Source organism: Petropleomorpha daqingensis, assembly GCF_013408985.1.
Taxonomy (GTDB): domain Bacteria; phylum Actinomycetota; class Actinomycetes; order Mycobacteriales; family Geodermatophilaceae; genus Petropleomorpha; species Petropleomorpha daqingensis.
On sequence record NZ_JACBZT010000001.1, the window covers coordinates 2094060 to 2114217 of the forward strand.

Sequence of the window (20158 nt, forward strand, 5' to 3'; positions counted from 1 at the left end):
GTTTCGCGCGCTCAACCGCGCGCGGTTAAGCGCGCGAAACCACCTTCTGGAGGCTTTGCAGTGAGTGACTGGTACCGCGACTTCGCGCACTCGGGGATCGGGACGACGATCACCAAGCAGCTCGGTCTGCCCCGCCCGGGCGTGCTGCGCCGCTACGAGCCGGGGCAGCCGCTGCTGCCCGGGCCGGCGGTCGTCGGCTCGGCGGGGGAGGGCCGGCTGCGCGAGACGCTGAGCGCCGTCCTCAAGGACGCCGGGGTGAGCACGGACGACGACGGGGGGAAACCGGCCGCGGTGATCCTCGACGCCACCGGGCTGACCGGGCCGGCCGACCTGGCCGCCGCGCACGACTTCCTCGCACCGGCGGTGAAGCGGCTGCGGCCGAGCGGCCGCGTGGTCGTGCTGGGCGACCCGGCGTCGGACGCCGACTCCCCGGCGGCGGCTGCGGCGCGGCAGGCCCTCGACGGGCTGGTCCGCTCCATCGGCAAGGAGCTGCGCGACGGCTCGACGGCGAACCTGCTCTACGTGCCGGCCGGTGCCGAGGCGTCGGTGGCAAGCCCCCTGAGGTTCTTCCTCTCCGGGCGCTCGGCCTACGTCGACGGCCAGCCGGTCACGCTGAGCACCGCCGAGATCCCCGACCAGGACGACGTCCGCCCCCTGGACGGCAAGGTCGCCGTGGTCACCGGCGCGGCGCGGGGCATCGGCGCCGCGATCGCGAAGGTCATGGCCCGGGACGGCGCGCACGTGGTCGCCGTCGACATCCCGGCCGCCGGGCAGTCGCTGGCCGACGTCGCCAACGAGATCGGCGGGACGGCGTTGCAGCTCGACATCACCGCCCCCGACGCGGCGCAGCGGCTGATCGCGCACCTGGAGGAGCGGCACGGCGGGGTGGACGTCGTCGTCCACAACGCCGGCATCACCCGCGACAAGCTGCTGGTCAACATGGACGCCGCCCGCTGGAACTCGGTCATGGCGGTGAACCTGCAGGCCCAGCTGGACATCACCCAGGCGCTGCTGGAGGGCGACGTCTTCAAGCCCGGCGGTCGCGTGGTCGCCGTGAGCTCGCAGTCCGGCATCGCGGGCAACCGCGGGCAGACCAACTACGCGGCGTCGAAGGCCGGCGTCATCGGCATGGTGCGCGCCTGGGCGCCCGCCTTCGCCGAGCGCGGGGCCACCATCAACGCCGTCGCGCCGGGCTTCATCGTCACCGAGATGACGGCCCAGATGCCCTTCGGCACCCGCGAGGTCGGCGCCCGGCTCAACTCGCTGCAGCAGGGCGGGCTGCCGGTCGACGTCGCCGAGACGATCGCCTGGCTGTCGCAGCCGGCCAGCGCCGGGGTGAACGGGCAGGTCGTGCGGGTGTGCGGCCAGTCGCTGCTGGGGGCGTGAGCGTGGACGCCCGCACCGTGCTGAGCGGCCCTCCGGCGATGCCGGCGCTGTTCGCCAAGGCCGCGCTCACCGCGCGCGGCCGCGGCGGCGCGCTGCCGTCGACGCGGGTGGCGCGCACCGGCGTGCAGGTCGACCGGGGCGACCTGGCGGCCTACGACCGGGTCTGCGGGTTCGGCCTGTCCGACGTCCTGCCCGCCACCTACCCCCACGTGCTCGCCTTCCCGCTGCAGGTCGCGCTGATGAGCGACCGCTCGTTCCCGCTGGCCCTGCCCGGGCTGGTGCACGTGCGCAACCGGATCGACGTGCTGCGGCCGATCGGCGCCGCCGAGCCGCTGGACCTCGAGGTCTGGGCCGAGCGGTTCGCCCGGCACGGCAAGGGCGCCACCGTCGACCTCTGCGCGTCGGCGAGCGTCGACGGTGAGGAGGTCTGGCGCGGCCGGTCGACCTACCTCGCGCGCGGGGCGAAGGCGCCCGAGGGGGCGCCGGAGTCCGAGACGTCGGTGGCGATCGGCGAGGTGCGGCAGGTGGCCACCTGGCGGGTCCCTGACGACGCCGGCCGCCGCTACGCCAAGGTCTCCGGCGACGTGAACCCGATCCACCTGTCGGGCCTGTCGGCGAAGGCGTTCGGCTTCAAGCGGGCGATCGCGCACGGCATGTGGGTCAAGGCCCGCGCGCTGGCGGCGCTGTCCGGCCGGCTGCCCGATGCGCTCAGCGTCGACGTCGGCTTCCAGAAGCCCCTGTACCTGCCCTCGACGGTGGCGCTGTCGACCGCCGAGGCCGGCGGCGGCTGGGACTTCGCCGTCCGCAACGCGGTCAACGGGACCGGCCACCTGGTCGGGACGGTCCGGCCGTCCTGACGGCGTCCACCGCCGGCCGGTCGAGGACGACGGCCAGCGTGGGCAGCACGAGCACCGTCAGGACGCCGGCGCCGACCAGCGCGGCTGCGTTCTCGGGGAGCATCGTGCCGCTGCGCCGACCGATCTCCGTGAGGGCGACCAGCAAGGGGAGGGACGTCGCCGTGATCAGCACCGTCTGGGTGCGTTGCCGCAGCGACAGGACTCCCCGGTAGACGGCCAGCGCCGGGAGGCCGCGGACCGCGACCATCAACGCGAAGAACAGCAGCATGCGCAGCGGCGTCCCGGCGATCGAGCGCAGGTCGAGCGCCATCCCCGAGTAGACGAAGAAGATCGGCACGAAGAACCCGTAGCCGACGGCGTCCAGCTTCGACTCCAGCGCCGGCGCGGCGCCACCGGCCCAGTGCCGGAGCACCACCCCGGCGAGGAACGCGCCGAGCACCGCGTCCAGGTGGAACCGGTCGGCCAGCGCCACGAGGACGACGAGGAGCAGCATCGTCGCGCGCAGGGTGATCTGCGCGGTCTCGTGCTGGCCGAGCCGGACGACGGTGGACAGCCGGCCTCCGTCGCGCACGACCCGTCGGGCCAGGCCGAGCAGGACGCCCAGGACGGCGACCGCCGCCAGCGACAGCAGGGCGGCGAACCGGCTCTGCGTACCGAGGAACACCGCGATGGCCAGCACCGGGAAGAGCTCTCCGGCGCCGCCGGCAGCGAGCAGGTAGCGCCCGAGCCGGCCGGTCAGCAGCCCGCGGTCGCGCAGGATCGGCAGCAGCGTGCCCAGGGCCGTGGTGGTCAGCGCCAGCGCGACCGGCACGAAGGCGTCGACCAGGCCGGTGCCGGCGAGCACGCCGGTCACCGCGAGGGCGAGCGCCAGCGAGACGAACCAGGCCACGACCGCCCGACGTCCGGCGTCCTGGCCGAACCAGCGCAGGTCGATCTCGTAGCCGGCCAGGAGGAAGACGAAGCCGAGCCCGACGTCGGCCAGCACCTGGACGTCTTCGGGGCTGCTGAGGCCGAGCACCTGCGGGCCGATCAGGATGCCGCCCACGAGCAGCAGGACCACCTGGGGAACGGGCAGGCGCGGGACCAGGCCGACGAGGATCGGGGCCGCGAGGGCGACCACGGCGACGGCGACCAGCGAGGCGGGTGCCAGGTTGTGGTCCATGGCGGCTCCGGATGCGTCGGCAGCGCGTTCGGAGGCCGAGCGGTCAGGTTTCCTGCGCCGACAGCCTCCGCTTCAGCAGAAAGCGGCGAGGGTGATCATCGCGCCGGCGCCGAGGGCGCAGCCGGCGCCGAGCGTCTTCGGGCACGTCATCAGGCCGCCCATGGCCGCGAACGCCATCAGGCCGCAACCCACGTCGTGCGCGTCGGCGGCCAGCACGATGCCGTCGATCCGGTTGCGCAGATCGGTCCGCAGGCCGCCCTCGAGAACCGTCGAGGCCAGCTCCGTCCCCCGGCGCGCGTAGTCGCCATCCGTCACGTCGATCACCCGGGCGAAGGCGGCGCGCTCGCCGTCCCCGAACTGCCCGATGCTCAGGGCGGCCGCGATCTGCTCGTTGCACCACGGCCCGTACTGCTCGAACACGTCGCGCAGCGCCAGGGCGTGCGTCGGCGCCTCGCCGAAGGCGCTCTCGATGTCGGTCCCGATGGTGTTCAGCGCGAAGAGGTCGTCGTCGGTCGACCGTGCCGAGGCCTCCAGCCACGCGGCCCGGCGCTGGGCGAGCGAGAGCAGGACGGCGGCGCCGTCCGTCACCCGCAGCTGCAGTTCGATCGGCGGGACCGCAGTCGTCTCGGGCACGGGACCTCCCTGGTCGGCGTCGCGAGTGTGGCGACGGTCGGCCCGGGGCGGCAAGGCTTCCGGGTGCGGTAGGACTTCGGGATGCCGTCGACCGATCCGACCGAGCACCCGCGGCCGCTGCTCCGCCGTCCCTGGACGTCGCTGTCCGGCGAGTGGGAGTTCGCCGCGGACCCCGATCTCAAGCAGGCGATCGGCGACGTCGTCTTCGACCGGCGGATCCAGGTGCCGTACGCCCCGGAGACCCCGGCGAGCGGCGTCGGCTGGACCGGATCGCCGCTGAATCGCGCCTGGTACCGCCGCCCCCTGCCCGACCCCGGCCACCGGCGCACCCTCCTGCACTTCGGCGCGGTCGACCGCGTCTGCGACGTCTGGGTCGGCGGCGCGCACGTGGCCCACCACGAGGGCGGCTACACCCCGTTCAGCGTCGACGTGACCGACTGCAGCGGGGAGCTCGTCGTCCGTGCCGACGACCCGGTCGACGGCGAGGCGCCGCGGGGCAAGCAGGACTGGCGGGACGAGCCGCACGCCATCTGGTACCCATCGACCACCGGCATCTGGCGCACCGTGTGGCTGGAGCAGGTCGCGCCGGTGCACATCGCCGACGTGCTGTGGCGCGGCGACCCCGACACGCTGCGCGTCGACGTGCGGGTCGAGCTGTCCGTCCCGTTCCGCGGCCGGCTGCACGTCCGGCTCAGGCACGGCGAGCGGCTGCTGGCCGACGACGTCGTCCGGGTGGACGGCGCGGTCGTCGAGCGCACGCTGCAGGTGGGCGACGGCGGCTTCGACGACCGGGAGGGCCTGCTGTGGTTCCCCGGGGCGCCGGTGCTGATCGACGCCGAGCTCGCGCTCACCGACGACGACGGCACGGTGCTCGACGAGGCCGAGAGCTACACGGCGCTGCGCTCGGTGAGCGTCGAGGACGGCCGGTTCCTCGTCAACCGCAGGACGGCGCCGCTGCGGCTGGTGCTCGACCAGGGCTACTGGCCGGAGACCGGCGCCACGCCGCCCGACGGTGAAGCGCTGCGCCGCGACCTGGAGCTGACCCGCGCCCTCGGGTTCACCGGCGCCCGCAAGCACCAGAAGACCGAGGACCCCCGCTACCTGGCCCTCGCCGACCGGATGGGGCTGCTGGTGTGGGCGGAGATGCCGTCGGCGCACCGGCCGGGCCCGACGTCGTCCGCACGGCTGCTGCGCGAGTGGGCCGACGTCGTGGTCGCGCACCGCGGGCACCCGAGCGTGGTCGCCTGGGTCCCGGTCAACGAGGGCTGGGGCGTGCAGGAGGCGGAGGTCGACCCGCGGCAGCGGGCGCTGGTGCGCGGGCTGACCGCGGTCGCCGACGCGCTCGACGGCACCCGGCCGGTGTCGGCGGACGACGGCTGGGAGACCCTCGGCGGGGACGTCTTCGGTGTGCACGACTACACGCAGGACCCCGCCGTGCTGGCCGCCCGGTACGGGACGGCGGAGTCGGTGGCGCGCACGGTGGCGGCGCGGCGCGGCGACGGGCGGCTGGCCGATCTCGACCGCGCGGGCCCGGGCGGCCGGGCCGTCGTCCTGTCGGAGTTCGGCGGGATCTCGCTGAACTCCGGCGGCCGCGACTGGGGCTACGCCGACGCGCGCTCGCCGGAGGACCTGCTCGAGCGCTACCGCGCGCAGTGGGCCGCGGTGCACGCGAGCGACGCGCTCGCCGGCGCCTGCTGGACGCAGCTGACCGACACCTACCAGGAGGTGAACGGCCTGCTCACCGCCGACCGGGTGCCGAAGGTGGACCCCGAGGACCTGCGCCGCGCGACCGAGGGCCGCTGAGGAATCCGGACGCCGCCTCCGGGGTTGGCGCGAGCACGACCCGACGAGAGGGGAACGTCATGGACATCGGCATCGGCATCCCGAACACCGTCACCGGGGCCACCGGCCCCCTCCTGCTCGACTGGGCCCGGCGGGCCGAGGCGGCCGGGTTCTCCACCCTCGCGACGATCGGGCGGATCGCCTATCCCGGCTTCGAGGAGCTGAGCGTGCTCGGCGCGGCCGGCGCGGTCACCGAGCGGATCGGGCTGGTGACGAACGTGCTGCTCGCCCCCACCCGCAGCAGCGCCGAGCTGGCCAAGCAGGCAGCCACCGTGCAGCAGCTCAGCGGCGGCCGGCTCACCCTCGGCCTGGGCGTCGGCGGCCGGCCGGACGACTTCGCGCTGGCCGGCCGCGACTTCGGCCGCCGCGGACGGCTGTTCGACCAGCAGCTCGCCGATCTGCGCCGGGCGTGGTCCGGCGAACCCCTCGCGGAGGGCTCGAAGCCGCCCGCCCCGGACCCCGGCCCCGGCGGGGTGCCGATCCTCATCGGCGGCACCAGCGACGCGACGATCCGCCGGACCGTCGAGCACGGGTCCGGGTGGACGGCGGGCGGCGCGCCGCCGCAGGCGACCGGCCCCTTCGCGGAGCGGGTCCGAGCCGCCTGGCGCGAGGCGGGTCGGGACGGTTCCCCGACGATCGCTGCGCTCAACTACTTCGGCCTCGGTGACACCGAGGAGCGCTCGCGCGCGTACCTCCTCGACTACTACGGGATCCTCGGTCCGCAGGTCGCCGAGATGATCGCCGGCGGCGCCCACCGCTCGCCCCAGGCGATCAAGGACGTGATCGCCGCGTTCGAGGACGCCGGCGTCGACGAGCTGGTCCTCGACCCCACCGTCGCCGAGCTCGACCAGGTCGACCGGCTCGCGGAGGTCGTCTTCGGCTGACTCCGCTGGCCGTCGGGAAGCGAGGATCGTTCAGTGATGTGCGTGTGTGGCGGGTTCTGCGGCCAGAACCCGCCACACACGCACATTGCTTCGGCTCCACCGCCCGGCCGGTGGTTCACAACGGCACGCCCCGCCCGGCCGCGACCGCGCCGATCCGCCTGAGGTCGTCGGTGAGCCGCGCATCGCGATCCCGGTGGTCCGGGATCAGCAGCGCGTAGACCGGGTCGAGCAGCCGCGGGGCCCGCACCACCTCGAACGACTGCGTGATCCGCGTGCCCCCGCCCTCCGGCGCCAGCCGGATGCGCCACTCGGTGCTGTCCGGGATCAGCCGGGTCGGCACGGTGCGCCAGACCAGCTCGGACGGCGGGTCGGCGACGACGATCCGGCAGGTGCGCGTCCACCGCCACCAGCGGGCCCGGTTCCGGCCGCGGAAGCGCACACCGGGGGCGGCGGCGTCCGCACCGTCCAACCACTCACCCGACCGGCACTCGTGGCTCCACTCGCCGGTGCGCCGGACGTCGGCGATCACCCGCCACACGTCGTCCACGGGCGCGTCGACGACGACGCTGACGCACGAGCTCTTCTGCACCCGCCTCATCGCCGTCCCTCCTCCCCGGGCACGAGCAGCCTGCCCAGCACGTCGGCCACCCACCGCTCGTACTTCGCCACCGACCACCCCGCGATCTCGGTGAGCAGGTGGAAGACGTCGACGCCCGACATCGCCCAGATCTCGTCGCGCAGGTCCTCGCCCACGTCCCGGCCGGTGACGAGCTCGACGCCCTGCCGGACGTTGACCCGGCGCCGGTTCTCGGCCTGGAGGAGCTTCGCGGCGAGCTCCGGCTCGCTGCCCGCGGCCTCGGCGAGCGCCCGGCGCAGCCCGGAGATCCGCCGGTTGATGTCGGTCATGAGGTGCGCGGCCGCGGTGATCCGGTCGGCGAGCTCCCCGGCCGACAGCCGGGCGAACTCCGGACGCTGCGCCAGGGGCACCGGGTCGGCGTCGCCGACGACGCCGACGTCGATGGCCGCCATCAGCAGTTCGGTCTTCGACCGGAAGTTGGCGTACACCGTCTCCACCGCGACGCCGGCCTCGCGCGCGACGTCGCGCATCCCGGTGGCCGACCAGCCGCGCGTGCCGAAGAGCGCGGTGGCGGCGGCCAGCACGCCGGCCCGGGTCTCCGCGGCCTGCTGCTGCCGGCGGGGGGATCGGTAGGCCCGACGACCGGGAGCGGTCAACGCACCGCCGTCCGCGGCTGCGGGACGACCGGCGACCAGCAGGCGGCCGAGTGCCGCCGGTAGCTGCGGGCGAAGCCGTGCAGCAGCACGAACCGCGGCACCGCCGGCACCGTGTGGACGACGACGTCGTAGCCCTCGGGGTCGATGCCGTCGAGCAGCCAGTGACCCTCGAACCCCAGCTCCCGCATCGACTTGGGCTTGACGTTGTACTCCTGCTCGACGGCGTCCCACTCCCGGTCGGTGATGCTCGCCGCGACCACCGGCATCGCCTCGGCCACCTCCCGGTCCAGGTGCGGGACGAGCACCTCGACCAGCCGGTCCAGCGCGGCCAGGAGGGCGGCCCGCGGCCCGTCGGTCGTGGTCGTCGCGTACTCGCGCGCGGCCGCGGTCACCGCCTCCGCCGCGGGGGCGATCCGGGCGTGGTCGGCCTCCAGCGAGTCGAGCAGGGGTCCGGCCGCCGGGTTGCGGTCGCGCACGAGCGGCCAGAGGCCGTCGTCCTCGCCGGTGTGGTGGCCGTGCAGGAACTGCATCAGCCACTGCACGTGCGCGCCCAGCGCCCGGCGCTGACCGCCCTCCGGAGGGGGCGCGGCCCCGAGCACGTCGCGGGCCCGGCGCAGGTCGCGCTGCAGGGCGGCGTGGACGATTCCCATGATCCGGGTGTCGGCCGGAGTGTCCTGAGTCGTCATCGGACTCACCTCCGGCGCACACGGTAGAACCGGCGTGGGTTCGATACAAGGCTGTTCCAGCTAAAGCCTCACGACGTCAGGACGACGAGCCGCTGCGTGGCCCGCGTCATCGCGACGTAGCGGTCGACCGCGCCCTCGATGCCCTCGCCGAAGTCCTGCGGATCCACGAGGACGACCAGGTCGAACTCGAGCCCCTTGACCAGCTCGGGCGTCAGCGACCGGATGCGCGGCGTCCCCTTGAAGGTCGGGTCGCCGATCACGCAGGCGATCCCCTCGCCCTCGGCGTGCTCGGTCTGCCACGCCTGGAGGATCGCGTCCCGCTCGGAGACCGATCCGTGCCGGACCGGGACGCCGGTGCTGCGGATGGAGGTCGGCACGTTGGCGTCGGGGAGCGCGGCCCGGATGACCGGCTCGGCCTCGGCCATGACCTCCTCGGGCGTGCGGTAGTTGACCGTCAGCGAGGCCAGGCCGACCCGCTCGACGCCGACCCGCGCGAGCCGTTCCTGCCACGACTCGGTGAACCCGTGCCGGGCCTGGGCGCGGTCGCCGACGATGGTGAAGCTCCCCGAGGGGCAGCGCAGCCGCAGCATCTGCCACTCGGCGTCGGTCAGCTCCTGGGCCTCGTCCACGACGACGTGCGCGAACGGGCCGGCCAGCCTGTCGGGCTCGGCGGTCGGCAGGGCGGCCTGGTCGACCAGGGCCTCGCGCAGGTCGGAGTGGCGCAGGGTCGTCATCAGCAGCAGCTCGGAGTCGTCGGCGGCGATCAGCTCGTCGATGACGCCCGACATCCGCTCGCGCTCGGCGGCGGCCGCGGCCTCCGCCCGGCGACGCCGGCGGGAGGTCTCCGGGTCGCCGAGCCGCTGCCGCGCCGCGTCGAGCAGCGGCAGGTCCGAGAGCGTCCACGCACGGGCGTCGTCCCGCTGCAGCCGGCGGATCTCCTCCGCGCTCAGCCAGGGCGCGCACCTGCGCAGATAGGCCGGCACCGACCACAGGTCCGCGACCAGGTCGGGCGCGTCGATCAGCGGCCAGGCCCGGTTGAACGCCGCGACCAGCTCGCGGTTCTGCGCCAGTGACCGGCGCAGGTCGTCGGGGGAGGCGTCGTCGTCCTCCTCGAACTGGTCGCCGAGGATCGCGAGCACCGCCTCCCAGACCTGGTCGCGCGCCTCGTTGTGCGGCGTGCCCGGGTCGGGCGTCTCGAACGCCTCGGCCCAGTCGTCGGCGCGCAGGCGCAGGTCCGCCCACGGCGTCTCGACCGTCAGCGTCGTCGTCGGGGGCTCCTCGTAGAACCGCACGGCGGTCTCGATCGCCGCGACCAGGTCGGCCGACGACTTCAGCCGCGCGACCTCCGGGTCGGTCTCGACGCCGGCCGCGGCGCCCTCGGGCACGAGGTCGCGCAGGGTGACGGTCTGCACGCCCTCCTCGCCGAGGCTGGGCAGGACGTCGGAGACGTAGGCCAGGTAGGGCTGGTGCGGGCCGACGAACAGGACGCCGCCCCGGTGGTGGCCGAGGTGCGGATCGGCGTAGAGCAGGTAGGCGGTCCGGTGCAGGGCGACGACGGTCTTGCCCGTGCCGGGGCCGCCGTCCACGACCAGCGCACCGTCGGAACCGGCCCGGATGATGGCGTCCTGGTCGGCCTGGATGGTGCCCAGGACGTCGCGCATCCGGGGCGAGCGGTCGCTGCCGAGGCTGGCGATGAACGCGGACTGGTCGTCGAGCGCGGCGTGCCCCTCGAGCCCGTCGGCGGTGAACACCTCGTCCCAGTAGTCGGTGATCCGGCCGCGGGTCCAGCGGTAGCGGCGGCGGCTGACCAGCCCCTCGGGGTGGGCGTGGGTGGCGGCGAAGAACGGCTCGGCGGCGGGGGAGCGCCAGTCGACCAGCAGCCGGCGGCCGGTGGGGTCGGTGAGGCCCAGCCGGCCGATGTAGACCGGCTCCGGGTCGTCGGCGAAGAGGATGCGGCCGAGGCAGAGGTCCAGGCCGAACCGGCGCAGAGTGCGCAGCCGGGAGGTCAGCCGGTGGATCTCCAGGTCGCGGTCCAGCGCCTTCTGGCCGATGCCGCCGGGCGACCTGCGCTCGGCGTCGAGGCGTTCGGTCAGCTCGGCGATGGACCGGGCGAGGCTCTCGGCGATCGCCGCGAAGTGCTGCTCGTCGCGGGAGATGAGCCCCGGGTCGGCCTTGGCGGTGAGGTTGGCGGGCAGGGAGAACACGCTGGTGCTCAGGGAATTCACGTCGTCCGCTCTGATCGGGGTGCGAGAAACCCGGCGATTCTGCGACCTCACCTGGGTCTTGCCGCAAGCCCCACCACGCGCTATACGTTGAAGTGGGAAGGGAGACGTGTCTCCCTTCCCTTTCGCGTTCCGTAGCATCGGCACCGGCTCAGCCGGGAGGGCTCGCCTAGTGGCCGATGGCGGCGGTCTTGAAAACCGCTATGGGGTCAAACCCATCGTGGGTTCGAATCCCACGCCCTCCGCTCGCACGGGCGTCAGGGACGCACGGCCGCGTCCAGTGCCTGCTTCAGCTGCGCGGCCGGGACCTGGTGCGCGGGTCCCGGGAAGTCCGCACCGGGAGTGACGTAGGGCTGGCCGTAGGCGGGGGTGCCGGGCTCGTAGCGCCAGCCCTCCGCGAGCGGGCCGGCGTCGTAGGCGTCGTAGCCGATCGAGTCGAGGAACCGCGTCACCGCCTGCTTGGCCGCCTCGTCGTCACCGGCGATCGCCAGCGCCGACCGCTCGGGGGACCCGGCCGGGCGCTGCAGGCTGCCGAGGTGGCCGAAGTAGATGTTGTTGAACACCTTCACCACGTGCGACTCCGGCAGGTGCGCCTGGAGCAGCTCGCTGCTCGTCGTCGTCCCGTCGTCGAGCTCGGCGATGTTCCCGTCGCGCTGCGCGTAGTAGTTGCCGGTGTCGATGACGACCTTGCCGCGCAGCGGCTCGACCGGTACGTCGCGGTAGGCCTTCAGCGGGATCGTCACCACCACGAGATCGCCGGCCGCGGCGGCCTCGGCCGCGCTGGCCGCGCGCGCGTGCGGGCCGAGCTCGCCGACCAGGTCGGCCAGGGTGTCCGGTCCCCGGCTGTTGCTCAGCACCACGTCGTGCCCGGCGTCGACCGCCAGCCGCGCCACGGTGCTGCCGATGTGTCCGCTGCCGATGAGCCCGATGGTCGTCATGCCTGCCGCCAACGCACCCTGGGCCGCGTTCTTCCCGCCGGTCTCCGCCGCTGCGGATGAGGTGCCACCTGTCGCACGGAGGCGACGCTCGCCGTCCCGGGGGACGACGGAAGGGGGACGACCATGCTGGGAGGCCGGGAGCGCCGGCAGGAACGGCGCGAGGAGCGCCGGGGCGGCGGGAACATCCACTACCGGATGCGGCAGCGGCTGATCTCGATCGGCGACGACTACTGGATCGAGGACGACCGGGGAGGGCGGTCCTACAAGGTCGACGGCAAAGCGCTGCGGATGCGCAAGACCATGATCCTGGAGGACGCCGACGGCCACGAGCGGGCCAAGATCCAGGAGCGGATGCTCCGGATCAAGGACTCGATGGAGATCGAGGACGGCGACGGCCACCGGATGGCCATGGTCAAGAAGGCCCTGGTCAGCCCGCTGCGGGACCGCTGGGTCGTCCACGTGGAGAACGGCCCCGACTGGGACATCCAGGGCAACATCGTCGACCACGAGTACACGATCAGCGAGGGGCGCTCGACCGTGGCCACGGTGTCGAAGAAGTGGTTCCGGGTCGCCGACACCTACGGCGTGGAGATGGAGCCCGACCGCGACCCCGTGCTGGTCCTGGCGGCCACCGTCGCCGTCGACTCGATGGCCCACCCGGACCGCTGAGGCGCTGTCTGTCAGCTCGTCGTCGTCCCCCGGCGCGGCAGGGTCACGGCCATGGCCAGGTAGGCGGCGGCGAGCAGCAGCGGCGACGGTCCGGGGAGGACCGGCAGCAGGCCGCCGACGGCCCACGCGACCGGCCAGGCGACCAGCAGCCAGCGCGGCAGCAGCCCGGTGCGCCAGGACCCGATCGCGAAGAGGACGACGCCGATGATCATCGCGCCCGAGGCGAGCAGGTAGGTCGGGCCGAGCGAGCTGCCCGTGGCGGCGATCAGCCCGTACACGAACATCCCGGTCAGCACGAGCGCACCCGCGCAGGTGGCGACGATGCCGGCCATGCCCAGCCGGCCGTCGCGCCGCTCCTGCAGGGTGCGCAGCGCGGGCAGCAGGGCGGCCACCACGAGCACGGCGGGGATGCCGAGCGCGGTCAAGAAGTAGTCGCCGACGTGGTGGAAGGCGTCGTCGTCGGTCGACGTCGGCACGAACACGAGGACCGCGGCGAGGGCGACGGCGCTCGCGGCGCCGACGTACAGGGAGATCAGGGCGCGGGTCCGTGCCGTGCGGCGGGCCTCGTCCACGGGGGTGGCTGCGGTGACGGTGTCGCTCATCTGGGTTCCTCCTCGATCAGGTCGGGACGGCGCCAGACGCTAGGACGGCGACCACCGGCGCGGGTCCGGCGCGGGGATGTTCCGGCTCCGCCCCGCGGGTGATCCGCGCGGGCCGTGGTCCGCCGCGCGGGGGATGTGGATCCGCCTGGTGGAGAGCTAGTTTTCGCGGCGTGCGGAGGACGGTGGCCGGTGCGCCGCTCGGGGACGCGCTGATCGCGGTCGGTCTGCTCGTGGCCCGGCTCGTCACGCTCGCGAGCGGGGTGCAGCCGGGCGGGGGCGCGATCAGCTACGTGCTGGCCCCGGTCTGGACGCTGCCGCTGGCCTGGCGCAGCCGCTACCCGCTGGCCGTCGCGCTGACGATCGCGGGGGCGGAGCTGGTCGAGGTCGCCGTCGGCGGCTACCACGACTCGGTGCCGGAGCTGCTGGCGCTGCTGCTCGTGCAGTACTCGCTGGGCGCGCACTCGGCCAGCACCGTGCGGCTGGTTCTCGGCGAGGCCGCCGTCCTCGGCGTCAGCACGTGGAGCTGGCTCGGGCCGCAGCACGAGCACTCGTGGAGCCTGCTCGGCGACGTCGCGCTGGCCCTCGCCCCGATGTTCGCCGGGCTCTACGTGCGCCAGCAGCGGCTGCGGGCGGCGGCGCTGGAGCGGCTGGCCGAACAGCTCGCGCACGAGCGGGAGGAGCGGGCCCGGACCGCCGTCGCCGAGGAGCGCAGCCGGATCGCCCGCGAGCTGCACGACGAGGTGGCCCACGCAATGAGCGTGATCGCCGTCCAGGCCGACGCCGCCGAGGGCGCGCTGGCCCGCGACCCCGCGCTCGTCCAGAAACCGCTGGTCGCGATCCGGGACACCGCGAGGGCGGCGCTGACCGACATGCGGCGGGTGCTCGGCGCGCTCGGCGGCGACGAGGCGCCCGAGCTGGCGCCCGGCCCCGGCCTGGCCCGGGCTCCCGAGCTGCTGGAGCAGGCGTGCGCGGCCGGTCTCGACGTCCGCTTCCGGGCCGAGGGAGAAGCCGCGCCCCTGCCGCAGGCGTTGGACCTGGCCGCCTTCCGGGTGCTGCAGGAAGGGCTGACCAACGTGCGCAAGCACGCCGGCGCCGCCCGGGTCGACGTCCTGCTCCGCTACGAGCCGGACGCGGTCACCGTCGAGGTCGACGACGACGGCGACGGCTCCGGGGCGGGCGGCGGCAGCGGCCGCGGCCTCGCCGGGCTCCGGGAACGGGTGGCCCTGCTCGGGGGCGAGTTCGCCGCCGGACCGGGCACCCGTGGCTTCGCCCTGCGCGTGAAGCTGCCGCTGACGTGATCCGCGTCCTGCTCGCCGACGACCAGGAGCTCGTGCGCTCCGGCTTCCGGCTGATCCTGGAGCTCGCCGAGGGCATCGAGGTCGTCGGCGAGGCGGGCGACGGTCAGCAGGCGGTGCGGCTGGCGAGGGAGCTGCGGCCGGACGTCGTCCTGATGGACGTGCGCATGCCGGGGCTCGACGGCATCGAGGCGACCCGCCGGCTGCGCCAGGCCGGGGTCGAGGCCCGGGTGCTGGTGCTGACGACGTTCGACCTCGACGAGTACGTCTACGCCGCGGTCCGGGCCGGCGCGAGCGGCTTCCTGCTCAAGGACGCACCGCGCGACCAGCTGGTCACCGCCGTCCGCACCGTGGCGCGGGGTGAGGCGCTGCTCGCGCCGGCGATCACCCAGCGGCTGATCGAGCGCTTCCTCACGCGCCCGGCCCCCGCGCACGCGGCACCGGCGCTGGCCGAGCTGAGCGCGCGGGAGCTGGAGGTGCTGCGGCTGCTGGCGCGGGGGCTGTCCAACGCCGAGATCGCGGCCGCGCTGTTCGTCGGCGAGGCGACGGTGAAGACCCACGTGGCCCGCGTCTTCGCCAAGCTCGACCTGCGCGACCGCGTCCAGGCCGTCGTCTTCGCCTACGAGAGCGGACTGGTCGAACCCGGCTCCGCCTCCGCGACCGGCCACCGATGAGTACCGGGCTTTCCGGCAGTCTGGACGGCATGGCCACCGTCATCTCGCACATGTCGATGTCCCTCGACGGCTTCGTCGCCGGCCCGGACCAGTCGCAGGAGAACCCGCTCGGCATCGGCGGCCACGCGGTGCACCGGTGGCACATGGGCTCGCTCCTCCCCGAGGACGTCCCCTGGACCGAGCAGCTGCTCGAGCGGGGGAACGCCTACGTCATGGGGCGCAACATGTTCGGCCCGATCCGCGGCCCCTGGGAGGGCGACTGGCGCGGCTGGTGGGGGGAGGAGCCGCCCTACCACGCCCCGGTGTTCGTGCTCACCCACCATGCGCGGGAGCCGCTGGAGATGGCGGGGGGCACGACCTTCTACTTCGTCACCGACGGCTTCGACTCCGCCCTGAAGCAGGCGAGCGAGGTGGCCGGGGAGGACGGCGTGGTCGACATCGCCGGTGGCGCCTCGACCGTGCGCCAGGCGATGGCCTCCGGCGCGCTCGACGAGCTCGTCGTCGACCTCGCCCCGGTGGTGCTCGGGCGGGGTGAGTCGATGTTCGACCTCAGCCACGTCGAGCTCACCCCGGTGGAGGTCGGGCACTCGCCGCGCGCCACCCACATCCGGTACCGGGTCAGCCCGCGCAGCTAGCGAGGACGGCGTTGCGGCAGACGGCCGGCCCACCGCGACGACGTCGTCCCCCCGCTCGGTGAACAGGCGGACCAGCGCCGAGCCGATGCCACCGGTCCCGCCGGTGATCACGACGGATGCCGTGCCGCGCAGCATGGCCGCCGGGACTGCCGATATCCATGTCGCGCACTCTCTGCCGCGGCCCGGCTGACACGCCGCGCGTCGTCCGCGTCGGGAGCATGACCGACCGCCGAAACCGCGCGCCACGCTGGGGAAACCGGCGGTTTGTCGACAAGACGGCCCTGGGGACGACGGGTCACTGGAACGACCACAACGATCGGGTGACGGGGCCGTTGCCGACCCGTCGCAGCGCGTCGCGGGCACCCGCCGTGCCCGTAACTTTCTGCGCTGACCGGGGCGACTTCCCCCGCCCCGGCCGAAGTTCTTCGAGGAGATCCGCGTGAGCCTTGGCGTGGCGCTGGTGTGGCCGATGGTCGCCGTCTTCGGCTTCCTGGCGCTCACCGGCGTGGTCGTTGCCCTGGGCGCGACGGCGACCGCTCGCTACGAGTTCGACCGCAACGGCGCGGGCGAACCCCAGCGGCGGTCGTCGTCCACCCGCACCTCACCCGCGCACCCCGCCGGCAGCCGCCTGCCCGAGGCCGAGACCCAGCCGAAGCCGCAGGCGGTCGGGCTCGCCGTCCGTCCCGTTCCGCCGGCCGGTGGTGCGCCGGTGACCGGGTGGTGGCTGGTCGCCGAGCACTCCCCGCAGGCGCTCGCCGGTCCCTTCCCCGACCGGATGGACGCCGACTGGGCAGCGCTGGCCGGCGGGCACGAGGCGACCGCGGTGTACGGCGTCCGCGGCGCCGAGGGCAACGTCGTCCGCCGTCCCTCGCCGGACGAGCGGGTGTGGCTCGACGAGCTCGGCCAGCAGCTGGACCGGCTGCCCGAGGACTGGGACGAGCTGCTGTCCGACACCGACGAGCTGACCACCCTCGTCGTCGAGGTGACCGCGGCGCTGGTCGAGGCCGGGCTGCCGCTGCACGACTGCGCCCAGCGCGGACCGTCGACCGAGGGGCAGGCGAACACGCTGACGGCAGGCGGGGTCTGCATCACGCCCGAGCCGGGCCTGGCCGGGATCCTGGTCAGCTGGCGGCCGCACGACCGGATGAGCCTGCAGCTGGTCCGCGGCGCCTACGCCGACGCCGCGGTGCAGCAGTCGATGAACGCCGCGATCGCCGAGGTCCTGTGGCACCTCGGGTTCGCCGTCGAGTCCTTCGGCTCCACCGGCTGCCAGCTCGTCACCGCCGTCCAGCGCGATTAGGCACGCGAAACCGCGCGCGGTTAGGCACGCGAAACCGCGCGCGATTAGGCACGCGAAACCGCGCGTGCTTTATCGCGATAAAGCGCGGGGGGTCAGCGGGTGAGGCGGCCGAGCAGGGCCGACGCCGCGGTGATCGCCGCGATCGTGGCGACGACGAGCACCGTGAAGTCCAACCAGAGCACCGTGGGCGTGCCGAGAAGCAGCCCGCGCAGCGCGTTCACCTCGTAGGAGAGGGGGTTCACCGCCGAGACCACCTGCAGCCAGTGCGGCATGACGGCGATCGGGTAGAGCGCGTTCGAGGCGAAGAACAGCGGCATCATGATCGCCTGGCCGATGCCCATCAGCCGGTCGCGCTTGAGCACCAGCCCGGCGATGGTCACCGACAGGCAGCAGAAGAACGCCGCCCCCAGCAGGACGACGACGACCACCCCGAGCAGCTTCAGCGGGTTCGCGGTGAACCGGACCCCGAGCAGCAGCGACACGACCAGGATCGCCAGTGCCTGCGCCAGGGAGCGGATGCCCGCCGCGAACGCCTTGCCGGTGACCAGGGCGGCCCGCGGCGTCGGCGTCACCATGAGCTTGGTGAGCACCCCGGCGTCGCGCTCCCAGATGATCTGGATGCCGTAGAAGATCGAGACGAACAGCGCCGACTGGGCGATGATCCCGGCCGACAGGAAGTCCAGGTACGGGACGTCGCCGCTGGGGATCGCCCGGAGCCGCGTGAAGGTCTGCCCGAACACGACCAGCCAGAGGACCGGCTGGATCATCCGGGTGAGCAGCTCCGACCGGTCGTGCCGGAGCTTCTGCAGCTCGACCAGGCAGAACGTGCCGACGCGAACGAGCAGCCGCGTGCCCTCAGCCCAGGCGACGGGCCGTTCGGCGAGTGACACGGACACTGCGCAGCCCTCCCTTCTCCTCCCCGGCGAGCAGGTCGCCGGTCCAGTGGCGGAAGACGTCCTCGAGCGTGGCGGCCGGCCCGAGCGCGGCCTTGAGCTCCTCCGGCGGCCCCTCGGCGCGGATCGTCCCGTGGTGCATGAGCGCCACCCGGTCGCAGAGGGCGTCGGCCTCCTCCATGTAGTGCGTGGTCAGCAGCACCGTCGTCCCGTACTGCTCCTGCAGCTCGCGCACCCGCTGCCAGACGCTGTCGCGGGCCACCGGGTCCAGCCCCACGGTCGGCTCGTCGAGCACGAGCAGCGCCGGGCGGTTGACCAGCGCCTGCGCGAGCTCCAGCCGGCGGACCATGCCGCCGGAGTAGGTCGAGGCGAGCCGGTCGGCGGCGTCGGTGAGGTTCATCATCGCCAGCACCTCGTCGACCCGGTCCCGTCGCTCGCGGCGGGGGACGTCGAAGAGCCGGGCGAACCAGGTGACGTTCTCCCGCCCGGTCAGCGCGCCCTCCACCGAGAGCTGCTGCGGCACGTAGCCGAGCAGCCGCCGCACGGCCATGGCCTCGCCGCGGACGTCGTGCCCGAACACGCGCACCTCGCCCGCTTCCACGGGCAACAGCGTGACCAGCAGCCGGATCGTCGTCGTCTTGCCCGCCCCGTTGGGACCGAGCAGGCCGAACACCTCGCCGGCGCCGACGGTCAGGTCGATCGAGTCGACGGCGACGTGCTCGCCGAAGCGCTGCGTGAGGCCGTGCACCTCGATCGCGGGCGCGGTCACGACTCGAGCTCCCGCAGCGCCTCCACCATCTTCGACATCGCCGGGACGGCGGCGTCGAGGGCCGCGCGGTCGGCCGGGTCGAGCCGGTCGAGGGCCTGCGCGGCGAGCTCGTGCCGGCGGTCGCGCCAGCCCTCGATCCGGCGCCGCGCGGTCGCGGTGAGGTGCAACCGGGCGACGCGGCGGTCGGCGGGGTCGGGGTCGCGGCGCAGCATGCCGGCGTCGGTCAGCTGGCGGACCAGCGTCGAGACCGTGTTCGGGGCCAGCCCCAGCGCCTCGGCGGCCTCGGACACCGTGCGGCCGGGCTCGCGCCGCAGCAGCCGGACCAGGTCGATCTGCGCGCCGGACAGCGCCGCCGCCGGCCACGGGCGCCCCGCCGTCCGCCGGACCTGGCGGCGCAGCGAGGCGACCGCCTCGAACAGCTCCTCGGCCAGCCGGGCGTCTTCCGGCCGATGTTCCACGGCAGTCACGCCGAGCAGAATACCTCTGCTCCAGAGCTATCGTGGTTTCGCGCGCTTGACCGCGCGCGGTTGAGCGCGCGAAACCACGGGGGTCAGGCGAGGAGCTTGGCCTTCTGGACGGCGAACTCGTCGTCGGTGAGGAGGCCGGCGTCGCGCAGCTCGCCGAGCTTGCGCAGCTGGTCGGCCAGGTCCACCTGGGGCGCTGCCGGAGCGGCCGGCGCCGGGGCCGGCGGGGCGACCGGCGCGCCGTACGGCGGCTGCATGTGCACGTACGACGACTGCCGCTCGATCGTCTTCTTGTGCCGCGCCTCGCTCACCAGCGGCGCGAGCAGGTCGTGGACGGCGTAGGGCCCGTCGATGTTGTCGAGCACCACCTGGCCGTTGGTCGTCCCGGACTCCGGCGCCCCGGTCAGGTTGAACATGTCCTGGTGCGCCCCGTAGGCGGGGTCCTCCAGGTTGAGGACGACGTCGCCGACGTCCTTGCCGCGCTGCCAGACGGCCTGCCGCACGTCCATGTCGCGGACGGCCCACATCGGCACGCTCTCGGAGCGGGTGCCGAGCACGCCGCTCTCGATCCAGATGCGGTCCTTGGTGATCCGGTAGCGCGCCTTGGCCACGCCGGTCGCGTTCTTGCTCTCGCCGAACCACAGCGTGCTCGGGTCGGTGGCCCACTGCTCGGTGCGCTTCGCGGACTGCTCGGCCAGCTTCGCCTTGCCCTGCTCGGCCATCGCCTTGCCCTGGTCGGCGGCCTGCTTCAGGCGGTCCTTCCAGCCCAGCTTCCCGGCCGGCGCGGCGGGCGCGGCGCCGGGAGCGGGGGCGTCGGCGGGGAGGGGCGGAGGCGGCGGCGTGGCCGGCGCCGGCAGCGGTGGGGGCAGCGGCGCGGCGAGCGGGGCCTGGCCCGTCGTCCCCTGGTCCGAGACGTGCTCGGTCCAGTCGGTGCCGTTCCAGTACCGGAGCTCGTGCGCTCCGCTCGGATCCGGCTGCCAGCTCGCGTCCACCATGGAGACTCCACCCCTTCAG

Annotated in this window: 21 protein-coding genes, 1 tRNA gene and 1 pseudogene; 10 read left to right on the forward strand and 13 right to left on the reverse strand. The window is 74.1% G+C overall.

From position 1 onward, the window contains the following. Positions 1–60: 60 nt before the first annotated feature. Positions 61–1386, forward strand: a complete 1326-nt coding sequence (locus GGQ55_RS10315) for a 3-oxoacyl-ACP reductase (RefSeq protein WP_179716390.1) — start codon at positions 61–63, stop codon at positions 1384–1386. After that, the gene (locus GGQ55_RS10320; protein ID WP_366489047.1) at positions 1383–2243 is read left to right on the forward strand and encodes a MaoC family dehydratase; all 861 of its coding nucleotides are present in this window, start codon (positions 1383–1385) and stop codon (positions 2241–2243) included. Before GGQ55_RS10315 ends, GGQ55_RS10320 begins: the two co-directional genes overlap by 4 nt. Here the strand turns inward: GGQ55_RS10320 and GGQ55_RS10325 are convergent. Both GGQ55_RS10325 and GGQ55_RS10330 read right to left on the reverse strand, forming a co-directional pair. Beyond that, entirely contained in the window at positions 2200–3405 is a 1206-nt protein-coding gene (locus tag GGQ55_RS10325) for a cation:proton antiporter (protein ID WP_179716392.1), read from the reverse strand. The two genes, GGQ55_RS10320 and GGQ55_RS10325, sit on opposite strands and share 44 nt — an antisense overlap. 72 nt (positions 3406–3477) lie before the next feature. Continuing rightward, the gene (locus GGQ55_RS10330; RefSeq protein WP_179716394.1) at positions 3478–4038 is read right to left on the reverse strand and encodes a hypothetical protein; all 561 of its coding nucleotides are present in this window, start codon (positions 4036–4038) and stop codon (positions 3478–3480) included. 81 nt (positions 4039–4119) lie between these two features. Here GGQ55_RS10330 and GGQ55_RS10335 point away from each other — a divergent pair, with 81 nt between their 5' ends. Both GGQ55_RS10335 and GGQ55_RS10340 read left to right on the forward strand, forming a co-directional pair. Then, positions 4120–5841, forward strand: a complete 1722-nt coding sequence (locus tag GGQ55_RS10335) for a glycoside hydrolase family 2 protein (protein ID WP_179716396.1) — start codon at positions 4120–4122, stop codon at positions 5839–5841. A 59-nt stretch (positions 5842–5900) separates the two neighbouring features. Beyond that, positions 5901–6764, forward strand: a complete 864-nt coding sequence (locus tag GGQ55_RS10340; protein WP_179716398.1) for an LLM class flavin-dependent oxidoreductase — start codon at positions 5901–5903, stop codon at positions 6762–6764. Between the two features lie 115 nt (positions 6765–6879). Here GGQ55_RS10340 and GGQ55_RS10345 read toward each other — a convergent pair whose 3' ends face one another. The 4 genes from GGQ55_RS10345 to helR all read right to left on the reverse strand — a co-directional run bounded on the left by GGQ55_RS10345 (position 6880) and on the right by helR (position 10908). Next, positions 6880–7362 carry an SRPBCC family protein gene (locus GGQ55_RS10345; protein ID WP_179716400.1) on the reverse strand — a complete coding sequence of 161 codons (483 nt, stop codon included), beginning with the start codon at positions 7360–7362 and terminating at the stop codon, positions 6880–6882. Then, positions 7359–7997, reverse strand: coding sequence for a TetR/AcrR family transcriptional regulator (locus GGQ55_RS10350; RefSeq protein WP_218859237.1), 639 nt, complete (start codon positions 7995–7997; stop codon positions 7359–7361). Before GGQ55_RS10350 ends, GGQ55_RS10345 begins: the two co-directional genes overlap by 4 nt. Further along, complete coding sequence (locus GGQ55_RS10355) at positions 7994–8683, reverse strand: hemerythrin domain-containing protein (RefSeq protein ID WP_218859238.1); 690 nt, start codon at positions 8681–8683, stop codon at positions 7994–7996. The genes GGQ55_RS10350 and GGQ55_RS10355 overlap by 4 nt, the downstream gene beginning before the upstream one ends. Before the next feature lie 68 nt (positions 8684–8751). Continuing rightward, on the reverse strand, positions 8752–10908 hold the full coding sequence (gene helR, locus GGQ55_RS10360; RefSeq protein ID WP_179716402.1) for an RNA polymerase recycling motor ATPase HelR: 2157 nt from the start codon (positions 10906–10908) through the stop codon (positions 8752–8754). A gap of 155 nt (positions 10909–11063) precedes the next feature. Between helR and GGQ55_RS10365 the strand changes: the two genes are divergently transcribed. After that, positions 11064–11150 (forward strand) — tRNA-Ser (locus GGQ55_RS10365). Positions 11151–11162: 12 nt separating this feature from the next. Here GGQ55_RS10365 and GGQ55_RS10370 read toward each other — a convergent pair. Then, complete coding sequence (locus GGQ55_RS10370; RefSeq protein ID WP_179716404.1) at positions 11163–11843, reverse strand: NADPH-dependent F420 reductase; 681 nt, start codon at positions 11841–11843, stop codon at positions 11163–11165. Between the two features lie 123 nt (positions 11844–11966). Between GGQ55_RS10370 and GGQ55_RS10375 the strand changes: the two genes are divergently transcribed. Next, on the forward strand, positions 11967–12512 hold the full coding sequence (locus GGQ55_RS10375; RefSeq protein ID WP_218859239.1) for an LURP-one-related/scramblase family protein: 546 nt from the start codon (positions 11967–11969) through the stop codon (positions 12510–12512). Between the two features lie 11 nt (positions 12513–12523). Here GGQ55_RS10375 and GGQ55_RS10380 read toward each other — a convergent pair whose 3' ends face one another. Further along, on the reverse strand, positions 12524–13114 hold the full coding sequence (locus tag GGQ55_RS10380; RefSeq protein WP_179716406.1) for a hypothetical protein: 591 nt from the start codon (positions 13112–13114) through the stop codon (positions 12524–12526). A gap of 170 nt (positions 13115–13284) precedes the next feature. Here GGQ55_RS10380 and GGQ55_RS28330 point away from each other — a divergent pair, with 170 nt between their 5' ends. Genes GGQ55_RS28330 through GGQ55_RS10395 form a run of 3 tightly spaced genes read left to right on the forward strand, consistent with a single transcriptional unit; the run spans position 13285 to position 15718 of the window. Further along, positions 13285–14412, forward strand: a complete 1128-nt coding sequence (locus tag GGQ55_RS28330; protein WP_179716408.1) for a sensor histidine kinase — start codon at positions 13285–13287, stop codon at positions 14410–14412. Next, complete coding sequence (locus tag GGQ55_RS10390) at positions 14409–15083, forward strand: response regulator (protein WP_179716410.1); 675 nt, start codon at positions 14409–14411, stop codon at positions 15081–15083. Before GGQ55_RS28330 ends, GGQ55_RS10390 begins: the two co-directional genes overlap by 4 nt. A gap of 29 nt (positions 15084–15112) precedes the next feature. Further along, a complete protein-coding gene (locus GGQ55_RS10395; RefSeq protein ID WP_218859240.1) occupies positions 15113–15718 on the forward strand; it encodes a dihydrofolate reductase family protein in 606 nt (201 codons plus the stop codon). Between the two features lie 3 nt (positions 15719–15721). Here GGQ55_RS10395 and GGQ55_RS28335 read toward each other — a convergent pair. Then, positions 15722–15853, reverse strand: a pseudogene (locus tag GGQ55_RS28335) (NAD-dependent epimerase/dehydratase family protein); the annotation flags it as partial. Positions 15854–16157: 304 nt separating this feature from the next. Between GGQ55_RS28335 and GGQ55_RS10400 the strand changes: the two are divergent. After that, positions 16158–17018: a hypothetical protein gene (locus GGQ55_RS10400; RefSeq protein ID WP_366489048.1), complete on the forward strand. Its 861-nt coding sequence runs from the start codon at positions 16158–16160 to the stop codon at positions 17016–17018. Positions 17019–17110: 92 nt separating this feature from the next. Here the strand turns inward: GGQ55_RS10400 and GGQ55_RS10405 are convergent, their stop codons facing one another. The 4 genes from GGQ55_RS10405 to GGQ55_RS26465 all read right to left on the reverse strand — a co-directional run bounded on the left by GGQ55_RS10405 (position 17111) and on the right by GGQ55_RS26465 (position 20139). Continuing rightward, positions 17111–17914, reverse strand: coding sequence for an ABC transporter permease (locus GGQ55_RS10405; protein ID WP_179716412.1), 804 nt, complete (start codon positions 17912–17914; stop codon positions 17111–17113). Continuing rightward, positions 17874–18680 carry an ABC transporter ATP-binding protein gene (locus GGQ55_RS10410; protein ID WP_179716422.1) on the reverse strand — a complete coding sequence of 269 codons (807 nt, stop codon included), beginning with the start codon at positions 18678–18680 and terminating at the stop codon, positions 17874–17876. The genes GGQ55_RS10405 and GGQ55_RS10410 overlap by 41 nt, the downstream gene beginning before the upstream one ends. After that, positions 18677–19147: a MarR family winged helix-turn-helix transcriptional regulator gene (locus GGQ55_RS10415; protein ID WP_218859241.1), complete on the reverse strand. Its 471-nt coding sequence runs from the start codon at positions 19145–19147 to the stop codon at positions 18677–18679. Before GGQ55_RS10415 ends, GGQ55_RS10410 begins: the two co-directional genes overlap by 4 nt. An 83-nt stretch (positions 19148–19230) precedes the next feature. Beyond that, on the reverse strand, positions 19231–20139 hold the full coding sequence (locus GGQ55_RS26465) for an SHOCT domain-containing protein (protein ID WP_218859242.1): 909 nt from the start codon (positions 20137–20139) through the stop codon (positions 19231–19233). Between the last annotated feature and the right edge of the window lie 19 nt (positions 20140–20158).